We start from the raw sequence: 20,989 nt of genomic DNA on the forward strand, positions 1-20,989 counted from the left end.
GTGGGGGGGGGGGGGGGGGGGGGGTTGTGGGGGGGGGGGGGGGGGGGGGGGGGGGTTTGGGGGGGGGGGGGGGGGGCCCGCGCCCCCTCCCCCCCCCCCCCCCCCCCCCCCCCCCCCCCGACCGAAGTCAGCAATCAGCCCGCAGCACCGGACCGAATCAAGTGGCGCGGGCCTGGCGCCAGCCGGTCGTCAGGACTTGGCGCCCGACTCCGCGCGGGACGCGGACGACTCGGCCTTCTGCTCCACCTTCTCGCCCGGGGCCTTCGGCGGCACGGAGGCGTTACGGAACTCCTGGCGCGGGTCGTGCAGCGAACCCAGCGACACCAGCTCGCGACCCATGAGGAACTGACCGATCCAGCCGATCAGGATGCGCACCTTGCGGTTGCCGGTCGGCATCGCCATGACGTGGTAACCACGGTGGGCCACCCAGGCGAGGAAGCCGCGCAGCTTGATGAAGCCGAAGAGCTCGGCGACGCCCTTGTACAGACCCAGCGAGGCGACGACACCCACGTTCTTGTGGTTGTAGTCCGCGGCGGGCCGGTCCTTGTACAGCGCGACGATGTTGTCGGCCAGGCGCACGGCCTCGCGGATCGCGTGCTGCGCGTTCGGCGGGCAGAACTTGCCGGGGTTGAGCACGTCCGGCACCGCGGCGCAGTCACCGGCGGCCCAGGCGCCCTCGATGACCTCGCCGTTCTCCGTCGCGACCTGCAGCGTCGGGAGCACGATGACGCGGCCCAGCTTGTCGTACGGGAGGTCGGACGACTCCTTGATGACCGGGTTCGCCTTGACGCCCGCGGTCCACACGATGGTCTCGGTGTCGAACTCGACACCCGTCGAGGTCACGACGTGCCCGTCCACGCAGGACGAGAGGAACGTGTTGAGGTGGAACTCGATGCCGCGCTTCTTCAGCTCGGCGAGGGCGTACTCGCCCATCGGCTCCGTGACCTCGGGCAGGATGCGCCCGGCACCCTCGATCATGACGAACCGCAGGTCCGACGGCTCGATGGTGTTGTACTGGCGCGTGGCGTAGCGCGCCATGTCCTCGATCTCGGCGAGGGCCTCGATACCGGCGAACCCGCCACCCACGAACGTGAACGTGAGCATGCGCTTGCGCAGGTCGGCGTCCCAGGTGGACGACGCGACGTCCAGCCGGTTGATGACGTGGTTGCGGACCGCGATGGCCTCTTCGACGTTCTTGAAGCCGATGGCGTTCTCCGCCAGGCCCGGGATGGGCAGCGTGCGCGACACCGAGCCGAGGCCGACGACCAGCTGGTCGTACGTGACCTCGTACTCCTCGCCCTCCTCGGGCTGGATCTTCACGGCCTTGCGGCCGTGCTCGATCGTGGTGACCTTGCCCTGCAGCACGTCGATGCCCTTGAGGGCCTTCCGGTGCGGCGCGACGACGTCACGGGCGTCGATCGAACCCGCACCCGCCTCCGGCAGGAAGGGCGCGTACGTCATGTACGGACGCGGGTCGACGACGACGATGGCCGCCTCCCGCTTCTTCAGCTTCTTTCGCAGGCGGCGCGCCACGTAGAGGCCGACGGACCCGCCGCCGAGCACCACGATGCGCGGCACCTTCCGCGGGCGCGGCGTGCTCGCCGCGTCGGAGGCATGGCTGACCGAGGTCAGGTCGTTCTGAGGCATGATTCCCAGGGTACCGCGCGCAACGCATGCGTATTGACACGACAAAGAACGGCGTGTGCGTGATGCACAGCACGCCGTCGTCGCTGACGGAAGCCTTCGCGCTCCTCCGACCTCCCCAACGGGCCGTCCCGGCCGGGAGTTCCCGGGCGTCCGCTACGCCATGGACAGCGCGATCCCGTCCAGGATGTCGTGCTCGCTCGTCACCACGCCCGCCAGCGATCCGCCCACCGCCGCGACGTCGGCCGCGACGCGCCGGACCACCTCGGACCAGACGAGCGCCCCGGCTGCGATCACGTCGACCCGGCCGGGGTGCAGGAAGCCCATCGCGGTCCGTTCGGCCCGCGGCGCCGCGAGCAGCGCGGCGCACGAGGCCAGCACGGTCTCGACGGGCAGCACCGCCTGGTCCACCCGGTCGCGCCGGTACTCCGTCAGGCCCAGGGCGTGCGCGGTCACCGTGGTGATGGACCCGGCCAGGCCCACCAGGGTCGCGGTCTTCGCGAGCGGCACCACGCGGGCGGCGTCGTCCAGGTGTGCGCGGACGTCCGCGCGCGCCGCCTCGACCTCGGCCGGCGACGGCGGGTCGCTGTGCAGGTGCCGTTCGGTCATCCGCACCGACCCGACGTCCATCGAGACGCTCGCGTCCACGGAGTCGGTGCCGAGGACCAGCTCGGTGGACCCGCCGCCCAGGTCGACCACGAGGAACGGTCCCGTGTGGGCTCCTGCGACCGCGCCGGTCGCGCCGCGGAAGGACAGCTCCGCCTCCTCGCGCCCGCTGATCACCTCGACGTCGACGCCGAGCGCGTCCCGCACGCCGTCGAAGAAGGCGTCCCGGTTCCGGGCGTCCCGCGTGGCCGACGTCGCCACGAACCGCACCCGCTCGACGCCGGCGGCCTCGATCGCCGCCGCGTACCGGCGGGTCGCGGCAAGCGTGCGCTCCAGAGCCTCGGGCGCGAGCTCTCCGGTGCGGTCGACGCCCTGGCCGAGCCGCACCACCTCCATGCGCCGGTCGAGCTCGGTGAGGTTTCCGGCGGCGTCGACGTCCGCGAGGAGCAGGCGGATCGAGTTGGTGCCGCAGTCGATCGCGGCAACGCGAGAGGAAGTCACGCGGCGATTCTCCCAGCCGCCGCCGTCACCGGGCGCCGGACATCCCGATTCGCGAGAAACGTCACGCGAACCCGCGACGCGGCGTGCGGGCATGCCCCGCGGCCCGAGGGGTCAGCAGGTGCAGCGGTCCGGGCGCCATGTGTCGCGGGCCAGGGCGAGCGCCTCGTCGCCCAGCGGGTTCACGCCCGGTCCGGCAGCGAGGGCGTGCGCGAAGAGCACGTGCAGGCACTTCACCCGCGTCGGCATGCCACCGGCGGAGATGCCGTCGATCTCGTCGACGTGGCCGATCGCCTCGCGCTCCGCCAGGTAGTGCTCGTGCGCCGCGCGGTAGGCGGCGGCAAGCTCCTCGTCGGACTCGAGCCGCGCCGTCATCTCCTTCATCACGCCGTTCGCCTCGAGCGTCGACGCGGCAGCCACCGCGCCGGGGTGCGTCAGGTAGAAGACCGTCGGGAACGGGGTGCCGTCGGGCAGGCGCGGCGCGGTGCGCACCACCGTCGGCCGGCCGCACACGCAGCGCGCCGCGATCCCCACGACCCCTCGCGGTTCACGGCCGAGCTGCTCGGCCAGGACTCGCAGGTCGTCGTCGGACACGCTGTCGATCACGGAGCTCACCACCCCATTGTCCCTCAGGACAGGGGCGGTCACTCACCGCCCGCGATACGCACCGAGTCCCAGACGCTCGTGTACCAGGGCGCGTCGGCGTCCTCGGACGTGCCCGGCGACGGCTCGACGACGCCCGGTGCGGGCTCCTCCTCCTGCACGGAGTCGGTGTCCAGCGGCCGCCACACCTTGTCGCCCGGCATGACGAACCGCAGGCGCGACCGGGCCTGCTCGATGACGTAGTTGCGGTCCTCCCAGCGGGCCAGCTCGGTCTCGAGGTCGGCCTTCTGCTCCTGCTGCTCGCTCAGCTCGGAGCGGAGCTCACGCAGCTCGGCCTGCTGCGTCACGACCGCGCGGACCGTGGGCAGCAGCAGCACCACCGCGAGCAGCATCACCACCGACAGCACCATCGCGCGGACCGTCAGCACCTCGGGCAGCACGAGCCCGAAGCTGCCGCGCTTGCGGTCCGCGCGCGGCGGCCGGGCGGACGGCGCGACGCTGGCGGTCGCCGTCGAGCGGCGCCTCGGCTGGGCGGGTCGCTTGGCCCCGGGCGAGGCCGGACGCCCGCCGCGCGCGGCCGACGCCGCGGGCCGGGCCGACGGACGAGCCGCCGCGCCCCGGGATGCCCCGCCCCGGGATGATGCGGCACGAGACGACGCGGCACGAGACGACGCGGCACGAGACGACGCCGGACCGGACGCCGTGGACCGGGCCGCCGAGGAACGGGCCGGGCCGGCGCGGCGGGCCGAGGACGGCGTGGCGGGCTTCCGTGCGCCTGACGTCCCGGCACTCCCCGCTGCCTCCGACGTCGGCGTACCACCCGACGTACCACGCTTCGACGCTGCTGCCTTCGACGAATCCTTTGTCGAGGCGCCCTTCGTCGAGGCGCCCTTAGGTGCGGCGCCCTTCGTCGAAGCGCCCTTCGGTGCAGCGCTCTTCGTCGCGGCGCCCTTCGGTGCAGCGCCCTTCGTCGAGGCGGCGCTCTTCGGTGCGGCCTTCGACGTCGACCCGGACCCGCGGCCCGCGCCGTCCCGGCCGGCCCTCGTGCCCTTCGACGCACCCCGGCCGGCGCGCTTCGGGTCGTCCTTGCCTCGCGCCGAGCCCGAGGCCTGGGCCGACGACGGGCGCGCATCCGAGCCGCGCGCCGAACCCGAGGGCCGCGCCGGGCGGCGTGAGGAAGCCATGGGTCGATTGTGCCGATTCGCCGGGCCTTTGTACCGGCATTACCTCCGGCGCGCCGTGTGTCGAATCCGTGAAACGACGAAGTGCGCTTCTACCCTGCGATTTTGCCCAAACCTCGCCGGGCTCTTGGGACGAATCGCTGGGTAGAAGCGCACTCTCCGGCGGTGCCGCCGCACCGGCGCCGGTCGAGCGTCTGAGGCCCGCTCGACCGCCGCCGTCAGGCCAGAGTCAGCCCTGGAAGCGCGGGAACGCCGACCGGCCGGCGTACGTGCCGGCCTCGTCGAGCGCCTCCTCGATGCGCAGGAGCTGGTTGTACTTCGCGATGCGCTCGCCACGGGCGGGGGCACCGGTCTTGATCTGGCCGGCGTTCGTGGCCACGGACAGGTCCGCGATGGTGGTGTCCTCGGTCTCGCCGGAGCGGTGCGAGGTCATCGTGGTGAACCCGTTGCGCTGCGCCAGCGTCACGGCGTCGAGCGTCTCGGTGAGCGTGCCGATCTGGTTGAGCTTGACCAGCAGCGAGTTGGCCGACTTGAGCTCGATGCCCTTGGCGAGGCGCTCGGGGTTGGTCACGAACAGGTCGTCACCGACGATCTGCACCCGGTCGCCGACCTTGCCCATGAGCGCGGCCCAGGAGTCCCACTCGTCCTCGGACAGCGGGTCCTCGATGGAGACCAGCGGGTAGTCGGCCACGAGCTGCTCGTAGTACGCGATCATCTCGTCCGGCGTCTTCTTGCCGCCCTCGAACGCGTACACGCCGTCCGAGAAGAACTCGGTCGAGGCGACGTCCAGCGCGAGCGCGACGTCCGTGCCGGCCTTGAGGCCCGCGCGCTCGATGGCGACGAGGATCAGGTCGAGCGCCTCACGGTTGCTGCCCAGGTTCGGGGCGAAGCCGCCCTCGTCGCCCAGGCCGGTGGCCAGGCCCTTCTCCTTCAGCACGGACTTGAGGGAGTGGTACACCTCGGTGCCGGTGCGCAGCGCCTCACGGAACGTGGGGGCGCCGATCGGGGCGACCATGAACTCCTGGATGTCGACGTTCGAGTCCGCGTGGGACCCGCCGTTGAGGATGTTCATCATCGGCACGGGCAGAACGTGGGCGTTCGGGCCACCCACGTAGCGGAACAGGTCCAGGCCGGAGCTCTTGGCGGCGGCCTTCGCGACGGCGAGGGACACGCCCAGGATCGCGTTGGCGCCCAGCTTGCCCTTGTTCGGGGTGCCGTCCAGGTCCAGCAGCGCCTGGTCGACGATGCGCTGCTCCTCGGCGTCGTACCCGACGAGCTCGGGGGCGATCTCGTCGTTGACGGCCGCGACCGCCTTCTCGACGCCCTTGCCCAGGTAACGGCCCTTGTCGCCGTCACGCAGCTCGACGGCCTCGAACGCGCCGGTCGAGGCGCCGGACGGGACGGCCGCACGGGCGAAGGTGTCGTCGTCCAGGACGATCTCTACCTCCACGGTGGGGTTGCCGCGCGAGTCGAGGATCTCGCGCGCTCCAACGGCTTCGATGCTAGCCACGGGGACTCCTTCTCAGGATGTTGCTCGGAGGTTACGGCCCCCAGCCTAGGACGTCCGGCGAGGGGGCGGGCAACCGTCCACAGCCAGGCACCCGCGCGCCTGGCGGTCCCGGTGCCGGCCCCGGCACGAGGCCCGGTAGCCCGCCCGGCAGCGCGCCCGGTTCACAGCACCACCACAGGTCGACGACAGGGGCACCACAGCCGTGGTGCCTAGCGTCCGGACGGTCCGGCGCGGACCGCCCCGCGGAGCGACCTCACGCCCCCTGTCCTCCCTGGTCGTGACGACACCGCCCGCGAGGTGGTCCGCGCGGACACCACCGTTCCGCACGCCCCACTCCGGACCCCAGGCAGGAGCCCATGTTCTTCACCTATCTGCGCAGAGAGCTGCGCAACCGGCGCAAGCAGACCGTCGTCGTCGCGATCGGTCTCGCGGTCGCGATCGCGCTGGTCATCGTCGTCAACGCCGTCTCGACCGGCGTCAAGAACGCCCAGTCCGAGGTGCTCGACTCCGTCTACGGCGTCGGCACCGACATCACCGTCGACCAGGCCGCCGACGGGCCGGGCGGGGGCGGCCCCGGCCGGTTCGACTTCGGCGAGGGTGAGGGCGAGGCGAACGAGGACGGCACGCGCGACCTCTCGCAGGACCGCCTCAGCACGGCCATGGGGTCGGCGTCGTTCGACGCGTCCGCCCTGGAGACCATCTCCGGGCTGGACCACGTGTCCGGCGTCGCCGCGACGCTCGACCTGCAGAACATGTCCTTCTCCGGCGAGATGCCGGACTTCGAGGCGATGCGGGAGGGCGACGGGCCGGTCACGATGCAGATGGGCCCCGACGGCTCGGGCGAGGCGACGGCCGGCGGGTCGTCGTTCGAGATCGACCAGTTCACCGTCACGGGCGTGGACCCGGACGCCGCCGCCGTCGGCCCGCTGACCACCGCCGAGCTGGCCGACGGCCGGACGCTCGAGGCTGGTGACGAGAACGTCGCCGTGCTGGACGCCACCTACGCCGAGCAGCAGGAGCTCGCCGTGGGCGACACCCTCACGGTGGGCGGGAAGAAGCTGGAGATCGTCGGCACCGTCGCCTCCACGACGGGCGACGGCGTCGCGACGGCGTCCGACGCCTATCTGCCCCTGGCCACCGCCCAGACGCTCGCGGACCTCGCCGACCAGGTCACCGACGTGTACGTGCAGGTCGACTCCGCCGAGAACGTCGACGCCGTCGCCGCCGCCATCGAGGGCGAGCTGCCCGACGCGTCGGTCAGCACGCAGTCCGACCTGGCCGAGAACGTGACCGGATCGCTGTCCACCGCGTCGAACCTGATCGGCACGCTCGGCACCTGGCTGAGCGCCATCGTGCTGGCCGCCGCCTTCGGCCTCGCGATCCTCTTCACGGTCTCGGGCGTGAACCGCCGCACCCGCGAGCTGGGCACGCTCAAGGCGATCGGCTGGAGCAAGGGCCGCGTGGTCGGCCAGGTGGCCGGCGAGTCCGTGGTGCAGGGCCTCATCGGTGGCGTCGCGGGCCTCGCGATCGGTGCCCTGGCGGTGTGGGCCGTCAACCTCGCCGGCATCACCCTGAGCGGCGGCGCGGGTGGCGGTGGCTTCATGATGGGCGGCCCCGGCGGGGGCGGGCAGGCGCCTGCCGGCGCCCTGCAGCAGGGCGGCGACGCCGGCGGCGAGAGCTTCGGCGCGACCCGCCCGGCGGGCCTGGCCGACGCCGCGAGCAACGCCGTGGACGTCGCGCTCCAGGCCCCGATCAGCCTGTGGATCGTTCTGGCCGCCATCGGGCTCGCGGTGCTCGGCGGGCTCCTCGCGGGCGTGGTCGGCGGGCAGCGGGCCGCACGCCTGCGCCCCGTCGAGGCCCTCCGTTCCCTCGCCTGAGCGACGACAGCCCCACCGACCCGAGAAGAGGCAGACATGTACCAGATCGACGACCTGACCAAGACGTACCAGCAGGGCAAGCGCGTCGTGCGCGCGCTGCGGGGCGTGTCCCTGACCATCGGCGACGGCGAGCTCGTGGCCGTCCAGGGTCCGACCGGCGGCGGCAAGTCCACCCTGCTGCAGATGCTCGGCGGCCTGGACCGTCCGACGTCGGGCACCGTGGCGCTCGACGGGACGGACCTGGCCGGGATGAGCGACGCCCAGCTCACCGCGGCCCGGGCCGAGACCATCGGCTTCGTGTTCCAGAACTTCAACCTCATCCCCACGCTCACCGCCCTGGAGAACGTGGAGACGGCGCTCGTGCCGTCGAAGGTCGCGCGGCAGACCCGGACCGCACGGGCGCAGGCGGCCCTGGAGTCGGTAGGCCTGGGCGACCGGGGCGACCACCTGCCCGGTGAGCTCTCGGGCGGGCAGCAGCAGCGCGTCGCCATCGCCCGCGCGCTGGTCAAGAACCCGAAGGTGCTGCTGGCCGACGAGCCGACCGGCAACCTCGACGAGGAGACCCGCGACGAGATCGTGGACCTGATCGAGGGCCTGTGGAAGGAGCAGGGACTGACCATCGTGCTGGTCACGCACGACTCCGTGGTGGCCCGGCGCACCCCGCGCCGGCTCCGGATCGCCAAGGGCACGCTGAAGGAGCTTCCGGTGGCGTGACCGGCGACCGAGGAGGTGTGGCTCTCCTGGGCGGCTGCCTCAGCGGGGTCGGCGGTCTCCTCGGCGGGAGCGGCTGACCCGGCGGGGTGAACTGTCCCAGCGGGGTCAGGAGTTCCAGGGGAGTCAGCAGTCCCAGCTGAGTCAGCAGTCCCGGCGGGGTTGGAGTCTCCTCAAGGAGGTAGGCACCCTCAGCGAGGTCGGCAGTTTCCTCACCCAAGTCGGCAGTCCCCTCAGGGAGGTCGGCACTTTGCATCGAGATCGGTCCAGGCCTGTGCCGACCTCGACGCAAAGTGCCGACCTCGCAGGAAACTGCCGACCTCGCAGGAACGTGCCGACCTCGCCAGGAACGCGCCCCTCGCATCAGGAACATGCCGATCACACGAGGGAACGCGCTGGCCTGCGTACACGCCGACCCTGCTGGTCTCGACGGTGCCCGGCACCTCTCGCTACGCTGCCCCTACGTTCGCCGCGGCACCGTCGCCCCGGCGTCCGCCCCACCGGAGACACGCGCAAGGGAGCGCAGGATGCCTCGTCGAAATCGTTTCATCAGCGGAGACCGCTCGATCAGAAATCGTTTAGCACCCGGACTCGCCGCCGGCCTCACGGCAGTCGTCACGGCCGGTTCGCTGGCCGCCGGGCCCATCACACCCGCCGCGGCGTCAATGCCGGTCGCGACGTCGGTGCCCGTCACAGCGTCCCCCGCCACGGCGTCACCGACCACGACAACCACCACCGCAAGCACCGCAACCACCACAGCCACCACAGCCACCACAGCCACCACAGCCACCACAGCAAGCACCACCGCCACCACCGCCACCACCACACAAGCCGACACCGCCATCGTCACCGCCGTCGACTTCGAGGACGGCACCACCGGCACCTGGACCCCCAGCGGCTCCGCGACCCTCGACGTGATCAGCGACCCCGACGGCGCGGGCCACGTCCTGTCCGTCACCCGCGCCGCCGACTACGAGGGCATCCAGTCCCCCACCGGCATCTTCCGCCCCGGCCTCACCTACACCTTCAGCATGCGCGCCCGCCTCGCCGATCCGGCCGTGGCCGGAGGCCCGGAGACCACCGGCGCGCGGTTCGTCCTGAAGCCGGCGTACGCCTGGGTCGGCAACACCACCGTCGGCACCGAGTGGACCACGGTGAGCGGCACCTGGACCGCCGCTCCCGACGCCGACCCGGCCCAGCTCCAGGCCTACCTCGGCACCACCGACCAGGACGCCCCCTACACGATCCTCGTGGACGACATCATGGTGACCACCTCCGACCAGGTTCCCCCGGACGACGTCGTGCCCGGCGGCGCCGTCGACCCCGTACCCACACCCGTGTACGCCGCCGAGGGCAGCGACGACGTGTCCGCCCTGACCTTCGACGACGGCCCGAACCCCGGCACCACGCCCGCGCTGCTCGACTTCCTCGCGGAGCACGACCTCCGGGCCGTCTTCTGCGTCATCGGCCAGAACATCGAGGCCGACGGCGGGGCCGCGCTCCTGCGCCGGATCGTCGACGAGGGCCACGTGCTGTGCAACCACTCCACGTCGTACGCCGACATGGGCTCCTGGACGCAGGAGCAGGTGCGGGCCGACATGATCGAGAACCTGGCGATCATCCGCGACGCGCTGGGCGACCCGGACCAGGCGGTGCCGTTCTGGCGCGCCCCGAACGGCTCGTGGGGCGTGACGCCCGGCGTCGCCGTCGAGCTCGGCATGCAGCCCCTGGCCGTGCGCAACACCATCGCCGACTGGGAGACGCAGGACGTCCCGACCCTGACGGAGAACCTGCGCACCGCGATGGTCCCGGGCGAGCTCGTCCTGGCGCACGACGGCGGGGGCGACCGGTCCGGCACGCTCGCGGCCGTGCGCACCGTGGTCACCGAGCGGCTGGCCGACGGCTGGGCGTTCACGTTCCCGCAGGGCACACCCACGGCGTCGGCGGGCCCGGTGATCGCCACCGACTTCGAGGACGGCACGCTCGGCGGCTGGGCGCCGCGCCACGGCACCGACGCCTCCGACTTCTCGCTCGCCGTCACGGACACCGACGCGCACGAGAGCACCCGGTCCGCCGCGCTCACGGGCCGGAACGTGACCGGTGACGGCATCGGCCGCGACGTCACCGGCGTGCTGCGGGCCGGCATCACCTATGACGTGTCGGCCTGGGTCCGCTTCGCCGCGGGGCAGACGCCGGGCGACGTCTGGCTGAGCCTGGCGAGCACGGTCGAGGGCGCCCAGAACTTCTCGACCCTGGCCCAGTTCACGGGCCTGACCAGCAGCGGCTGGACCGAGGTGACCGCCACGTTCACCATGCCGGCCCACGACAGCGCGCTCCTCTACTTCGAGACGGCGTACGACGGCGGCAACACCAGCGACTGGCTGATCGACGACATCGTGGTGTCCGTACCCGAGCCGCCGTTGATCGAGGACCTGACCGGCCTGCAGGAGACCGTGGACTTCCCGCTCGGCGTCGCGATCGACAGCCGCGAGACGTCGGGCACGGCCGCCGCCCTCCTGGACCGGCACTTCGGCCAGGTCACGCCCGAGAACCACATGAAGCCCGAGGCCTGGTACGACGCCGACCGGACCCTGCGGCGGCACCCGGAGGCCACCGCGCTCATGGACTTCGCCCAGGCGAACGACCTGCGGGTCTACGGTCACGTGCTGGTGTGGCACAGCCAGACGCCCGACTGGTTCTTCCAGGACGACGCGGGCGCGCCGCTCGCCGCCGACGACGCGGGCCGGGCGGTGCTCCGCGAGCGCCTGCGCGACCACGTCTTCGGCATCGCGCAGGACCTGAGCGACGACTACGGGCCGTTCGGCTCGGAGACCAACCCGCTGGTCGCGTTCGACGTGGTCAACGAGGTCGTGTCGGACGGCGCCGAGAACGCCGACGGCCTGCGCCGCAGCGAGTGGTTCCGGATCCTGGGCGAGGAGTACATCGACCTCGCGTTCCAGTACGCGGACGAGGCGTTCAACGAGACGTACGCGGCGGACGGCAGCGAGCGCCCGGTGACCCTGTTCATCAACGACTACAACACGGAGCAGAGCGGCAAGCAGGACCGGTACCGCGCGCTCGTGGACCGGCTGCTGGCGCGCGGGGTGCCGGTGGACGGTGTGGGGCACCAGTTCCACGTGTCGCTCGCCATGCCGGTCAGCGCGCTGGACGGCGCGCTGGACCGGTTCGCGGACCTGCCGGTCACGCAGGCGGTCACGGAGCTGGACGTCACGACGGGCACGCCCGTGACCCGGGCCCGGCTGGTCGACCAGGGCTACTACTACCGGGACGCGTTCGACGTGTTCCGCGCGCACACCGCGGACCTGTTCAGCGTGACCGCGTGGGGCCTGACCGACGGCCGGTCGTGGCGCGTGGACAGCGGCGCGCCGCTGCTCTTCGACGACCGGTTCCAGGCCAAGCCGGCCTACCACGGTGCCGCGGGCGCCGAGCTGCCGGCGCGCCTGCGCACGGCGCAGGTGTTCGCGGGCGACGTCCCCCTGGACCGCTCGGCGACCACCTCACCGGTGTGGGACCGGCTGCCCCGGCACACGTTCGCGGCGCCGGACGACGGCACGGCCGCCTTCCAGCTCCGCTGGGCGCCGGACCACCTGACGGCGTTCGTCTCGGTGGACGACGCCGCGGCGGACGCCGGGGACGCCGTCACGCTGGTGCTCGACGACGGGGCCGCCGGCGACGGCGCCGAGTACGTGGTGGGCCGGGACGGCACGGTGTCGGGCCCTGAGACCGATGCCGGCGCGGTGGTGTCCGAGCGGGAGAGCGGCTACGACGTCGTCGTGCGCCTGCCCGCGACCCTCGCCGAGGGTGGGACGCCGGGCTTCGACGTGCGGGTGGCCGGGGGTGGCGCGAGCACCGCGTGGAACTCGCCGGGCGTGCTCGGCACCCTGACGCTGGTCGAGGAGCTGTCGTACCTGGAGGTCGCCGAGGCGGACCGGGCGCCGGTGGTCGACGGCGCCGTCGACGAGGTGTGGGGGTCGGCCGGCCCGGCGGTGACCACGGACAAGGAGGTCGAGGGGTCCGACGGCGCGGTCGCCACGGTCCGCACGCTCTGGCGCGGCGGCACCCTGTACGTGCTGGCGGACGTCGCCGACCCGGTGGTGGACGTCTCGGGCTCGGACCCGTGGGTCCAGGACTCGGTGGAGCTCTACGTGGACGGCGGGAACGCGAAGAACGGCGGGTACCGGGCCGACGACACGCAGATCCGGGTCTCGGCGGCGGGCGCGGTCTCGTTCGGCACGGGTGACGAGGCGGCGCAGCGGGCCCGGGTGGAGAGTGCCGCCACGGCGACCGACGGCGGGTACCGGGTCGAGGTGTCCGTGGACCTGCTGTCGTACGGCGGTGCGGGGACGTTCCACGGCCTGGACTTCCAGGTCAACGACGCGACCGCCGGCACGCGGACCGCGGTGCGCAACTGGGCGGACCCGACGGGTGCCGGCTACCAGTCGACCGCACGCTGGGGCGTGGGGCTGCTCGCAGGGCCGACGGTCGTGGCCTGGTCCCCGGGCACGGTCTACACGGCGGGTGACCAGGTGCGCCACGACGGGGTGGTGTTCACGGCCCTGTGGTGGACGCGCGACCAGGTTCCCGGAGCCAGCCCGTGGGGCCCGTGGGCGGCGGTCGGAACCCAGGTGACCTGCGAAGACGCCTCCTACCGGACCTGGACCTCCTCGTGGGAGTACCGGGGCGGCGAGACGGTGGTGCACGACGGCCGCCGCTGGACGGCGCAGTGGTACAGCCGGAACCAGGAACCGGGTGCCACGCCGTGGGGTCCGTGGCGCGACCTCGGGGCCTGCTGAGCCGCACGACCCTCGTCAGGTTCCCTTCCGCGCCGCCTCCGCGGCAAGGAAGGGAACCTGACGAATCGTTACAGACGGTTAACACGAGTTTCCAGGCGTGCCCCGTCCCGTGGCGATATGGTCCAAACCTCCCCGCCCTCAGCCCGGGGAGACGAACTGGGGAGGCAATCAGTGAGGCAAGCACGCATCACCACCCTCGCCGCGGGGGCGGCCGTGGTGGCCCTGACCGCGGCCGGGTGCAGCCCGAGCGACACCGCCGACGACGCCGGTCCGGTCACCCTGGAGACCTGGATCAGCCAGGACATGGAGACGCTGTTCCCGGGCGACGCCGGGGCCTACGACAACATCAGCGTCCTCGACGTGGTGTACGACGGTCTGGTCCGGTACGACCCGGAGACCACCGAGCCGTACAACTACGTGGCCGAGTCCATCGAGCCGAACGACGACAACACGGTCTGGACCATCACGATCAAGCCGGACCTCACCTTCCAGAACGGCGAGCCCGTCGACGCCGAGGCGTTCGCCCGCTCCTGGAACTACACCGCCGACGGCGACAACGGCCTGTACTCCAACTACTTCTTCGGCATCATCGAGGGCTACGACGAGATGCAGCCCGAGACCGACGACGACGGCAACATCACCGCCGAGGGCGCCGCCGACGAGCTGTCCGGGGTGAAGGTCACCGACGACCTGACCCTCGAGGTCACCCTCGCCTCGCCGTTCGCCGGCTTCGCCACGATGCTCGGCTACACCGGCTTCTTCCCGATCGCCCAGGAGTGCCTGGACGACGTCGAGAAGTGCGCCAAGGAGCCCATCGGCAACGGCCCGTTCCAGGTGACGGACTGGCAGCAGAGCCAGGAGCTCACCGCCGAGAAGTGGGCCGACTACCCGCTGGAGGAGACGCCGGACTACGACGCCATCCACTGGACCGAGTACGCGACGGGCGAGACCTCGGGGTGGGCGGACTTCAAGGCCGGCGACCTCGACCTGTCCTTCCCGCCGACCGCGGAGGTCGAGTCCGCGAAGAACGACCCCGAGCTCTCGGAGCGCTACGTCGAGGCCCCGGGTGCCGCGCTGACCTACCTCGGCTTCTCCGGCTACACGGAGGGTCCGTGGAACGACATCGAGTTCCGCAAGGCGATCTCGATGGCGATCGACCGCGAGGGCATCATCTCCTCGCTCGGCAGCGGCCAGGCCACGCCCGCCGACTCCTGGGTGGTCCCGGGCGGCGTGCCCGGCGGCGAGGCGGGCACGTGCGAGTGGTGCACCTACGACCCGGAGGCGGCCAAGGCGGCCCTGGAGGCGGCCGGCGGCTGGCCCGAGGGCGAGAAGCTGCAGATCAGCCTGGGTGACGACGACGCCGAGGTGGAGTACTTCACCGCCATCGGCAACTCGATCGAGGAGGTGCTGGGCATCCCCTACGAGCTCAACATCGACCCCGACTACTTCACCACGCGCGCCGAGCAGGGCTACGACGGCATGTTCCGGAACAACTGGTTCCCGGACTACCCGCTGAACGAGAACTACCTCAGCTTCTACGCCTCCGGCTCGGCGCAGGACAGCCAGTTCGGCTGGTACAGCAAGGCGTTCGAGGACAAGCTCGACGAGGCCGCGGCGGCGGCGTCGCTGGACGAGTCCGTGGCCCTCTACCAGGAGGCCGAGGGCATCCTCGCCGAGGAGTTCCCGACGATCCCGTTCCGGTGGAGCTTCAGCGCCACGTACTACAGCGACCGCCTGGACAACGTCGTCCTGAACCCGTTCTCGGGTGCGCCGATCCTCCGCCAGATCGAGGTCACGGCGTAACGAACCACCTCGCGGTGTCAGGCGTACAGGTCGGGAACGTGACCTGTACGCCTGACACCTGCGGGCCCCACCCCCCGGAAGGACTCCATGGGGCGCTACATCCTCCGCCGTGCCCTCCAGGCGGTCGGCACGCTGCTGCTGGTGATGTTCCTGCTGCACCTGCTCACGACCGTGGCCATCCAGCTCAACGGGAACCCCGCGCAGGCGTTCTTCGGGGACAAGATCCCGTCCCCGGCGCAGCTCGCCGTCGTCGAGGAGCGGTTCAACCTCGACGACCCGTGCTTCGACCAGGTGGGCAACCCCTGCCTCGGACCGTTCGTCGAACGGCTCGGGCAGTACGGCCAGGGCGACTTCGGCACCAACCTGCGCGGCCGCGAGGTCTCGGAGATCGTGGCCGCCGCGGCACCCAACACGCTCCGCCTGTTCTGCGTCGTGCTCGTGACCTGGCTGGCGCTCGGCATGGTGCTCGGTTCCGTGGCCGCACGCTGGCGCGGTTCGGCCGGCGACCACGGGATCCGGCTCACGTCGGTGCTCATCGACGCGTTCCCGGTGTTCGTCCTGCTGATCGTCTACCGGTACGTGGTCGCGGTGCCCCTGAGCACCTGGGCCGAGGACACGTTCGGCGAGGACAGCTGGCCCCCGTACTGGTTCAAGCCGTCGTTCGACCCGGAGCACCCGTGGGCCACGGTCGCGGTGCCGGGCATCCTGCTCGGCCTGGCCGGGTCCGCGGCGTTCATCCGCCTGGTCCGCGCCGGACAGCTCGAGTCCTACCAGGGCGACCACGTGCGCACCGCACGGTCGAAGGGCCTGGGTGAGCGGCACGTCGTCGTGCACCACGTGGTCCGCAACTCCTCGGTGCCCGTGGTGACCGCCGTCGGCCTGACGTTCGCCGAGGCCCTCGGCGGGGCCGTGATCACGGAAGGCCTGATGAACATCTACGGCATGGGCGGCGTCCTGTGGGAGGCCGTGCGGAACGACGACGTCGGGCTCGTGCTCGGCATCGTGACCCTGCTGGCCGCGGTGACCGTCGTGGTGATGATCCTCGTCGACATCGCCTACGCCCTGCTCGACCCGAGGATCCGCTATGAGTGACGCCGCCGCTCCCCCGCCGCCCGCCGCGGCCACCACCAGGTCGTCGAGCCCGCTCGCCGACGCCTGGCGCACGCTCCGCCGCCGGCCGGACACGATCGCCGCCGCCGTGGTGCTCCTCTTCTTCGCGACGATGGCGGCGTTCCCCCGGCTGTTCACCACCACCAGCCCTCGGAGCTGCCCCATCCGGGAGGCGCGCACGACGCCGCAGGGGTGGGGCGGCGAGCACCCGCTCGGCACCGACGCGCTCGGGTGCGACGTGCTGGCCACGCTGGTGCACGGCGTGCGACCGTCGCTGCTGCTCGCCGTCGTGGTGGTCGGCGTCTCGCTGCTGATCGGCGTCACGCTGGGCCTGCTCGCCGGGTACTACCTCGGCTGGGTGGACTACCTGGTGTCCCGGACCGTCGAGGTGTTCCTCGTGATCCCGCTGCTGCTGGCCGCGCTCCTGGTGCTGTCCCTGTTCCAGGGCGTGGACCTGGGTGCCGGCACGTTCAGCGTGATCCTGCTGCCCGCGGTGGTGCTCATCCTGTTCGGCTGGATGCCCTATGCCCGCTACGTGCGGGCCAGCACGCTGGAGGCCAAGAACCTGGACTACGTCACCGCCGCGCGCTCGCTGGGCGCGTCCGACCTGCGGATCATGGTGCGGCACGTGCTGCCCAACGCCATCGGGACGGTCACCGCGCTGCTGCCCACCTCCGTGGCCGGGGTGATCAGCGCCGAGGCGGTGCTGTCGTTCCTCGGCATCGGGGTGCGTCCGCCCGCCACGAGCTGGGGCATCCAGATCGAGCAGGGCTCGCAGTGGGTGCTCGGCGGCGCGCCGCACATCCTGCTCGCTCCGCTGATCTGCCTGGTGGCGACCGTCCTGGCCCTGGTGGTGCTCGGTGACGCACTGCGCGACGCCCTCGACCCGAGGCTGGCGGCATGAGCGCCGCACAGGCCGCGGTGGCCTCGCCCGGCACCGGCCCCCTCCTGGAGGTCACGGACCTCGCCGTCGAGTTCCGCACGCCGGCCGGCACGGTGCGTGCCGTCGACGGGCTGTCCTACCGGGTCGAGGCCGGGCGCACGCTGGCGATCGTGGGCGAGTCCGGCTCGGGCAAGTCGGTGTCGTCGCTGGCCGTGATGGGTCTGCTGCCCGACACGGCCCGGATCACCCGCGGCACGGCACGCCTGGCCGGGACCGACCTGCTCACCCTGAGCCGGAAGGAGCACCGCGCGTACTGCGGCGACCGGGTGGCGATGGTGTTCCAGGACGCGCTGGCCGCGCTCAACCCGGTGCACACCGTCGGCTACCAGCTCACCGAGGCGCTGCGGGCGCGGCAGGGACTGTCCCGCGCGGACGCCCGGACCCGCGCCGTCGAGCTGCTGGACCTGGTGAAGGTGCCGAACGCGAAGGCCCGGGTCAAGGAGTACCCGCACCAGTTCTCGGGCGGCATGCGGCAGCGCGTGATGATCGCGTCGGCGCTGGCCATGGACCCCGACGTGCTGATCGCCGACGAGCCCACCACGGCCCTGGACGTCACCGTGCAGGCGCAGGTGCTGCGCCTGCTCGCGGAGATCCAGGCGGAACGGCGGATGGGCCTCGTGCTCATCACGCACGACCTGGGCGTGGTGGCGGGTGTGGCCGACGACGTCACGGTCATGTACGCCGGCCGCGCCGTCGAGCAGGCTCCCGTGGAGCCCCTCTACCGGGCGCCGGCCCACCCGTACACGCGGGCGCTGCTGCGCTCGATCCCGTCCGCCTCCGGCACGGGGCGCCTGCCCGTCATCCCGGGCCGCCCGCCCAGCCCCGCCGCCATGCCTGCGGGCTGCCCGTTCCACCCCCGGTGCGACGCCGTCCAGGACGTGTGCCGTACGGACGCACCGCCGCTCGCGCACCCCGCGGAGGGTCGCACGTCGGCATGCCACTTCGCGGCGGACATCCTGGCCGGCGCGGACACCGGAGGACACGATGAGTGACGCAGGACCCGTGCTCGAGGTGCGCGAGCTGGTCAAGCACTACCCCGTGCGGCGCGGCCTGCTGCGCCGGGCCACGACGGCGGTCAAGGCCGTCGACGGCGTCTCGCTCACGCTCGACCGGGGACGCACCCTGGGGCTGGTGGGCGAGTCCGGGTCGGGCAAGTCGACGCTGGCGCGCGTGCTGGTCGGCATCGAGCCGCCGACCAGCGGGCAGGTGCTCGTGGACGGCGAGGACGTGAGCCGCCTGTCCCGCGCGGGCCGCAAGCGCCTGCGCCGCGACGTGCAGATGGTGTTCCAGGACCCGTACACGTCGTTGAACCCGCGCATGTCGGTGGGCGAGATCGTGGGCGAGCCGTTCGCCGTCCACGGCATCGACCCGGCGGGCGGACGGCGGGCCGCGGTGGGCGAGCTGCTGGAGCTCGTCGGCCTCGACCCGGACCACGCGAGCCGGTACCCGCACCAGTTCTCGGGCGGCCAGCGGCAGCGCGTCGGGATCGCGCGGGCGCTCGCCCTGCGCCCCAAGATCCTGGTGTGCGACGAGCCCGTCTCCGCGCTGGACGTGTCGGTGCAGGGCCAGGTCATCAACCTGCTGGAGGACCTCCAGGAGGAGCTGGGGCTGTCCTACCTGTTCGTGGCGCACGACCTCGGCGTCGTGCGGCACATCGCCCACGACGTGGCCGTGATGTACCTGGGCCGGCTCGTCGAGCAGGGGCCCGAGACCGCGGTGTACGAGGGCGCGCAGCACCCGTACACGCAGGCGCTGCTGTCGGCGGTCCCGGTGCCGGACCCGGCGGTGCGGCTGGTGACGGGCGGGGCGGGCCCCGGGCCCGGTCTCGGCGCGATCGTGCTGGAGGGCGACCCGCCCTCGCCCGTGGACCCGCCGGCGGGCTGCCCGTTCCACACCCGCTGCTGGCTGGCGCCGACGTTGCCGGAGGCGCGACAGGACCCGGGCCGGCGCTCCGTGCCGGACGCCTGCGCCACGGACGTGCCCGCACTGGTGCCGCGCCCGGCCACCGGGGATGGCGCCCCCACGTCGCCCGGCCCCGCCGCCCATGTCGCGGCCTGCCACTTCGCTCGCGCGCTGGTCGACCCTAGGGTCGAGGCATGACGCGTGTCCTGGTGGTCCTGAACTCCCCCACGAGCTCGATGGGCCGGTTCGAGCGCCTGCTCCCGGAGGCGGGCCTCGACCCGGTGCTGACCCCCGGGGCCGACCTCCCGGAGCGCCTCGACGGTTTCGCGGGCGTGGTGCTGCTGGGCGGCGGCTTCATGCCGGACGCCGACGCCGACCACCCCTTCCTGGCACGGGAGCGCGCCCTGACGCGGCAGGCGCTCGACGACGGCGTGCCGCTGCTCGGCCTGTGCCTCGGCGGCCAGCTCCTGGCCCACGTGACGGGCGGCACGGTCACCGCGCGGTCGGGCGAGACCGAGCGGGGCATGTGTGCCCTGACGGTGCTGCCGGCCGCTGCCGGCGACCCGGTCTTCGGCGACCTGCCCGGTGTGCCCGACGGCCCCCTGTGGATGATCGAGAACCACGAGGACTCGGTGACCACGCCACCGCCGTCGGCCACGCTGCTGGTCTCCAGCGGCCGGTGCCCGGTGCAGGCGTTCCGGGTGGGCGACACGGCGTGGGGCCTGCAGTTCCACCCGGAGGCACGCCCCGACCGCGTGGCCACGTGGGACGAGGCGGCGCTGGCGGACCAGGGCATCGACCGGGCGGCGCTGGCCGCGGCGGCCCTGGCGCGCGCCGCCGAGAACGAGGCGCAGTCCCGGGCACTGGTGCGCGGCTGGGCCGACGTGGTCCACCGCTCCGTGAAGTGACGATCATCCCCAGCGAGCAGGAGGCCAGGACCATGGTGTCGACAGGCACGCACAGCGACGGGGTGCCCGTGGTGGCCTACCGGATCGCCCGGGCGTCGGGCGAGGTGCTCGCCGCGCGCCAGGACGACCTGGACTTCTACGCGGCCTCCACGGTGAAGCTCGCGGTACTGGTCGCGGCCGCCCGGGGACTGGACGCCGGCACGGTACGCCTGGCCGACACGTGCGTGGCCACCCGGACGTTCACCTCCCAGGTCCCGGGTGCCGGCGAGTACACGATCGAGCCCGACGACGTGGACACGGGCCTGCCGCCGGACGGCACGCCGATGCCGTTCGGCGACGTCGTCGAGCGCATGGTGGTGGTCTCCTCGAACGAGGCCACCAACATGGTGGCCGAGCGTGTGGGCCTGCCCGCCGTGAACCAGGCCCTGGCCGACGCCGGGGCCACGCGCTCGGTGTTCGGCCGCAAGTACTCCGACCTGGCGGCCGAGCGCGCGGGAGCCTCGCACCGCACCACGGCCGCCGACCTGTGCCTGCTGATGTCCGCGCTGGTCACGGGCCGGCTGGCGAGCCCGGAGCGGACAGCCTGGATGTGCGAGCTGCTGGGCCGCCAGACCGACCGGCAGCTCACCGCCGCCGTGCCCGGCGGCGTGCCGTTCGGCTCGAAGTCCGGCTGGGTCGACGGCATCCGGCACGACGTCGCCTTCGTGGGCGGGCCGGGCCCGGACGCCCTGGTGGTCGCGGTGTGCACGCGCGGCTACGACGAGCCCGCCGCGGAGGAGACCCTCAAGTCCCTGGGCGCCCTGGCCGTCGCGCTGTCCTGACCCTTCTCGCCCTTTCTCGGCACGGGGCTTGCCTCCCGCACCCGTTTCCTATTGAATG

The 20,989-nt window shown here is 72.6% G+C and carries 17 protein-coding genes; 11 read left to right on the forward strand and 6 right to left on the reverse strand.

Features of this window, described 5'->3' with window-relative positions:
• Positions 1 to 189: 189 nt before the first annotated feature.
• The 4 genes from ACIBBF_RS20705 to ACIBBF_RS20720 form a co-directional block, all read right to left on the reverse strand.
• Entirely contained in the window at positions 190 to 1,647 is a 1,458-nt protein-coding gene (locus tag ACIBBF_RS20705; RefSeq protein ID WP_397417083.1) for an NAD(P)/FAD-dependent oxidoreductase, read from the reverse strand.
• A 153-nt stretch (positions 1,648 to 1,800) separates the two neighbouring features.
• Positions 1,801 to 2,751: an exopolyphosphatase gene (locus tag ACIBBF_RS20710; RefSeq protein ID WP_397417085.1), complete on the reverse strand. Its 951-nt coding sequence runs from the start codon at positions 2,749 to 2,751 to the stop codon at positions 1,801 to 1,803.
• Positions 2,752 to 2,862: 111 nt separating this feature from the next.
• Positions 2,863 to 3,363, reverse strand: coding sequence for a DUF501 domain-containing protein (locus ACIBBF_RS20715; RefSeq protein ID WP_397417087.1), 501 nt, complete (start codon positions 3,361 to 3,363; stop codon positions 2,863 to 2,865).
• A gap of 29 nt (positions 3,364 to 3,392) precedes the next feature.
• Positions 3,393 to 3,791 carry a septum formation initiator family protein gene (locus tag ACIBBF_RS20720; RefSeq protein ID WP_397417089.1) on the reverse strand — a complete coding sequence of 133 codons (399 nt, stop codon included), beginning with the start codon at positions 3,789 to 3,791 and terminating at the stop codon, positions 3,393 to 3,395.
• A 19-nt stretch (positions 3,792 to 3,810) separates the two neighbouring features.
• Here ACIBBF_RS20720 and ACIBBF_RS20725 point away from each other — a divergent pair, with 19 nt between their 5' ends.
• On the forward strand, positions 3,811 to 4,680 hold the full coding sequence (locus ACIBBF_RS20725; protein WP_397417092.1) for a hypothetical protein: 870 nt from the start codon (positions 3,811 to 3,813) through the stop codon (positions 4,678 to 4,680).
• Between the two features lie 81 nt (positions 4,681 to 4,761).
• On the opposite strand, the gene eno is transcribed toward ACIBBF_RS20725, so the two are convergent.
• The gene (gene eno / locus ACIBBF_RS20730; RefSeq protein WP_397417094.1) at positions 4,762 to 6,042 is read right to left on the reverse strand and encodes a phosphopyruvate hydratase; all 1,281 of its coding nucleotides are present in this window, start codon (positions 6,040 to 6,042) and stop codon (positions 4,762 to 4,764) included.
• Positions 6,043 to 6,398: 356 nt separating this feature from the next.
• On the opposite strand from eno, the gene ACIBBF_RS20735 reads away from it, so the two are divergent.
• On the forward strand, positions 6,399 to 7,919 hold the full coding sequence (locus tag ACIBBF_RS20735; protein WP_397417096.1) for an ABC transporter permease: 1,521 nt from the start codon (positions 6,399 to 6,401) through the stop codon (positions 7,917 to 7,919).
• A 36-nt stretch (positions 7,920 to 7,955) separates the two neighbouring features.
• Positions 7,956 to 8,633: an ABC transporter ATP-binding protein gene (locus tag ACIBBF_RS20740; RefSeq protein WP_397417098.1), complete on the forward strand. Its 678-nt coding sequence runs from the start codon at positions 7,956 to 7,958 to the stop codon at positions 8,631 to 8,633.
• A gap of 457 nt (positions 8,634 to 9,090) precedes the next feature.
• On the opposite strand, the gene ACIBBF_RS20745 is transcribed toward ACIBBF_RS20740, so the two are convergent.
• The gene (locus ACIBBF_RS20745) at positions 9,091 to 9,504 is read right to left on the reverse strand and encodes a hypothetical protein (protein ID WP_397417153.1); all 414 of its coding nucleotides are present in this window, start codon (positions 9,502 to 9,504) and stop codon (positions 9,091 to 9,093) included.
• Here ACIBBF_RS20745 and ACIBBF_RS20750 point away from each other — a divergent pair.
• The 8 genes from ACIBBF_RS20750 (at position 9,473) to ACIBBF_RS20785 (ending at position 20,931) form a co-directional block, all read left to right on the forward strand.
• The gene (locus tag ACIBBF_RS20750; RefSeq protein ID WP_397417151.1) at positions 9,473 to 13,444 is read left to right on the forward strand and encodes an endo-1,4-beta-xylanase; all 3,972 of its coding nucleotides are present in this window, start codon (positions 9,473 to 9,475) and stop codon (positions 13,442 to 13,444) included. The genes ACIBBF_RS20745 and ACIBBF_RS20750 overlap by 32 nt on opposite strands.
• Positions 13,445 to 13,615: 171 nt before the next feature.
• Entirely contained in the window at positions 13,616 to 15,247 is a 1,632-nt protein-coding gene (locus tag ACIBBF_RS20755) for an ABC transporter substrate-binding protein (protein WP_397417100.1), read from the forward strand.
• Positions 15,248 to 15,334: 87 nt separating this feature from the next.
• The gene (locus ACIBBF_RS20760; protein ID WP_397417102.1) at positions 15,335 to 16,339 is read left to right on the forward strand and encodes an ABC transporter permease; all 1,005 of its coding nucleotides are present in this window, start codon (positions 15,335 to 15,337) and stop codon (positions 16,337 to 16,339) included.
• Positions 16,332 to 17,261: an ABC transporter permease gene (locus ACIBBF_RS20765; protein WP_397417104.1), complete on the forward strand. Its 930-nt coding sequence runs from the start codon at positions 16,332 to 16,334 to the stop codon at positions 17,259 to 17,261. The genes ACIBBF_RS20760 and ACIBBF_RS20765 overlap by 8 nt, the downstream gene beginning before the upstream one ends.
• A complete protein-coding gene (locus ACIBBF_RS20770) occupies positions 17,258 to 18,292 on the forward strand; it encodes an ABC transporter ATP-binding protein (protein WP_397417107.1) in 1,035 nt (344 codons plus the stop codon). The genes ACIBBF_RS20765 and ACIBBF_RS20770 overlap by 4 nt, the downstream gene beginning before the upstream one ends.
• Entirely contained in the window at positions 18,285 to 19,400 is a 1,116-nt protein-coding gene (locus ACIBBF_RS20775; protein ID WP_397417109.1) for an ABC transporter ATP-binding protein, read from the forward strand. Before ACIBBF_RS20770 ends, ACIBBF_RS20775 begins: the two co-directional genes overlap by 8 nt.
• Positions 19,397 to 20,110 (forward strand): type 1 glutamine amidotransferase, encoded by a 714-nt coding sequence (locus ACIBBF_RS20780; protein ID WP_397417111.1) that lies wholly within the window; start codon positions 19,397 to 19,399, stop codon positions 20,108 to 20,110. Before ACIBBF_RS20775 ends, ACIBBF_RS20780 begins: the two co-directional genes overlap by 4 nt.
• A complete protein-coding gene (locus tag ACIBBF_RS20785) occupies positions 20,107 to 20,931 on the forward strand; it encodes a serine hydrolase (protein WP_397417114.1) in 825 nt (274 codons plus the stop codon). The genes ACIBBF_RS20780 and ACIBBF_RS20785 overlap by 4 nt, the downstream gene beginning before the upstream one ends.
• Positions 20,932 to 20,989 lie beyond the last annotated feature (58 nt).

The sequence above is a fragment of the Promicromonospora sp. NPDC050880 genome, from assembly GCF_044456525.1.
Taxonomy (GTDB): domain Bacteria; phylum Actinomycetota; class Actinomycetes; order Actinomycetales; family Cellulomonadaceae; genus Promicromonospora.

Excerpts from the sequence above, each read along its gene's own strand:
- ACIBBF_RS20705 (WP_397417083.1), bottom strand. The coding sequence starts at position 1,647 with ATGCCTCAGAACGACCTGACCTCGGTCAGCCATGCCTCCGACGCGGCG.
- ACIBBF_RS20735 (WP_397417096.1), top strand. The coding sequence starts at position 6,399 with ATGTTCTTCACCTATCTGCGCAGAGAGCTGCGCAACCGGCGCAAGCAG.
- ACIBBF_RS20740 (WP_397417098.1), top strand. The coding sequence starts at position 7,956 with ATGTACCAGATCGACGACCTGACCAAGACGTACCAGCAGGGCAAGCGC.
- ACIBBF_RS20760 (WP_397417102.1), top strand. The coding sequence starts at position 15,335 with ATGGGGCGCTACATCCTCCGCCGTGCCCTCCAGGCGGTCGGCACGCTG.
- ACIBBF_RS20765 (WP_397417104.1), top strand. The coding sequence starts at position 16,332 with ATGAGTGACGCCGCCGCTCCCCCGCCGCCCGCCGCGGCCACCACCAGG.
- ACIBBF_RS20770 (WP_397417107.1), top strand. The coding sequence starts at position 17,258 with ATGAGCGCCGCACAGGCCGCGGTGGCCTCGCCCGGCACCGGCCCCCTC.
- ACIBBF_RS20775 (WP_397417109.1), top strand. The coding sequence starts at position 18,285 with ATGAGTGACGCAGGACCCGTGCTCGAGGTGCGCGAGCTGGTCAAGCAC.
- ACIBBF_RS20780 (WP_397417111.1), top strand. The coding sequence starts at position 19,397 with ATGACGCGTGTCCTGGTGGTCCTGAACTCCCCCACGAGCTCGATGGGC.